Annotated in this window: 2 protein-coding genes; both read right to left on the bottom strand. The window is 70.2% G+C overall.

Annotated features, from left to right (window positions below; all coding sequences use genetic code 11):
• Positions 1-161: 161 nt before the first annotated feature.
• Positions 162-1,250: a phospho-N-acetylmuramoyl-pentapeptide-transferase gene (gene mraY, locus B8460_RS18505; protein WP_048863098.1), complete on the bottom strand. Its 1,089-nt coding sequence runs from the start codon at positions 1,248-1,250 to the stop codon at positions 162-164.
• Positions 1,250-1,653 (bottom strand): glutamate ligase domain-containing protein (locus B8460_RS18510; RefSeq protein WP_048863099.1); only part of this gene is annotated, 404 nt, incomplete at its 5' end. The genes B8460_RS18510 and mraY, both read right to left, overlap by 1 nt.

Here is a 1,653-nt window from a genome sequence, read left to right on the forward strand (position 1 = left end):
GAACCCCGCGGCGGCGGCGGCCGAGCGCGCGTCTTCCCGGTCGTCCCAGACCGTCACGTCGGCGCCCATCGCCGACAGCGCGCGCGCCGCCGGCAGGCCGTTACGGCCGAGGCCGACCACGGCGAACCGCCGGCCCGCGAACAGATCGGTCGGGAAGCCGTTCATCGGATCTTCAACGTGGCCAGCCCGACGAGGGCGAGGATCATGCTGATGATCCAGAACCGGATGACGATCGTGGGCTCGGCCCAGCCTTTCTTCTCGAAATGATGGTGCAGCGGCGCCATCAGGAAGACGCGCCGGCCGGTCCGCTTGTACCAGAACACCTGTACGATGACGGACACCGTCTCGACCACGAACAGGCCGCCGACCAGCGCCAGGACGATCTCGTGCTTCGTGGCGACGGCGACCGCTCCCAGCGCGCCGCCGAGCGACAGGCTGCCGGTATCGCCCATGAACACCGCGGCCGGCGGGGCGTTGAACCACAGGAAGCCGAGCCCCGCGCCGATCAGCGCCGAGAGGAACACGCCCAGTTCGCCGACGCCGGGCACGCCGTTGAGCTTGAGGTAGTCGGCGAAGACGTGATTGCCGACCAAGTAGGCGATCACCGCGAAGACGCCGGCGGCGATGATGGTCGGCACGATCGCCAGCCCGTCGAGCCCGTCGGTGAGGTTCACCGCGTTCGAACTGCCCAGCATGACCAGCATGCCGAACAGCGGGAACGCGTAGCCGAGCGGGATCAGCACCTCCTTGAAGACCGGAACCGTCAGGCTGGTCCCCAGCGGCTCGCGCGTCAGAAGCATGATCCAGACCGCGCCGATAAGGCCGACCACGGTCTGGACGATCAGCTTGGTGCGGCCGGAAATGCCCTTCGGGTTGCGCCGCGTCACCTTGGCGAAGTCGTCGGCGAAGCCGAGCGCGCCGTAGCCGAGGGTGACGAACAGCACCGCCCAGACATAGCCGTTGGCGAGATCCGCCCAAAGCAGGGTGCTGATCGCCATCGCGAACAGGATCAGCGCGCCGCCCATCGTGGGCGTGCCCTTCTTCTCGATCAGGTGCCGCTCCGGCCCATCGGCGCGGATCGGCTGGCCGTTGCGCTGCAGCCGCCGCAGCCGGCGGATCACGCCCGGCCCCAGCACGAAGCAGACGACAAGCGCCGTCAGGCACGCCGCGCCCGAGCGGAAGGTCACGTAACGGAACAGGTTGAAGACGGTGTACTGGTCGGCGAACGGCCGGGCGAGATCATACAACATCAGGCGCGCTCCAGCGCCACGACGACGGTTTTCATCCGGCTGCCGAGACTTCCTTTCACGAGAACGGCGTCGTCCGCGCGCAGGGCCGCGCGCACCAGCGGCGCCAGCGCGTCGGCGTCGGGGGCATGCGCGGCGCGCAGCGGCGGCGGGACGGCGTCATAGAGGTGGCGCATCAGCGGGCCGCAGGCGAACAGCAGATCGGCCGATGCCGCGACATGGTCGGCGAGCCCGGCGTGCTCGTCCGGTCCCGCGTCGCCCAGTTCCAGCATGTCGCCCAGCACCGCGAGGCGCCGCCGCGCGGGCTGCAGGCGCAGCACCGCGAGGGCGGCGCGCACCGACGCGGCGGAGGCGTTGTAGCTTTCGTCGATCAGCAGCGCCGTCCCGTCCGGCGCCGGCACGGGGC

The sequence above is a fragment of the Acidisphaera rubrifaciens HS-AP3 genome (assembly GCF_000964365.1).
In the GTDB taxonomy this organism is placed as follows: Bacteria; Pseudomonadota; Alphaproteobacteria; order Acetobacterales; family Acetobacteraceae; genus Acidisphaera; species Acidisphaera rubrifaciens.

Excerpts from the sequence above, each read along its gene's own strand:
- mraY (WP_048863098.1), bottom strand. The coding sequence starts at position 1,250 with ATGTTGTATGATCTCGCCCGGCCGTTCGCCGACCAGTACACCGTCTTC.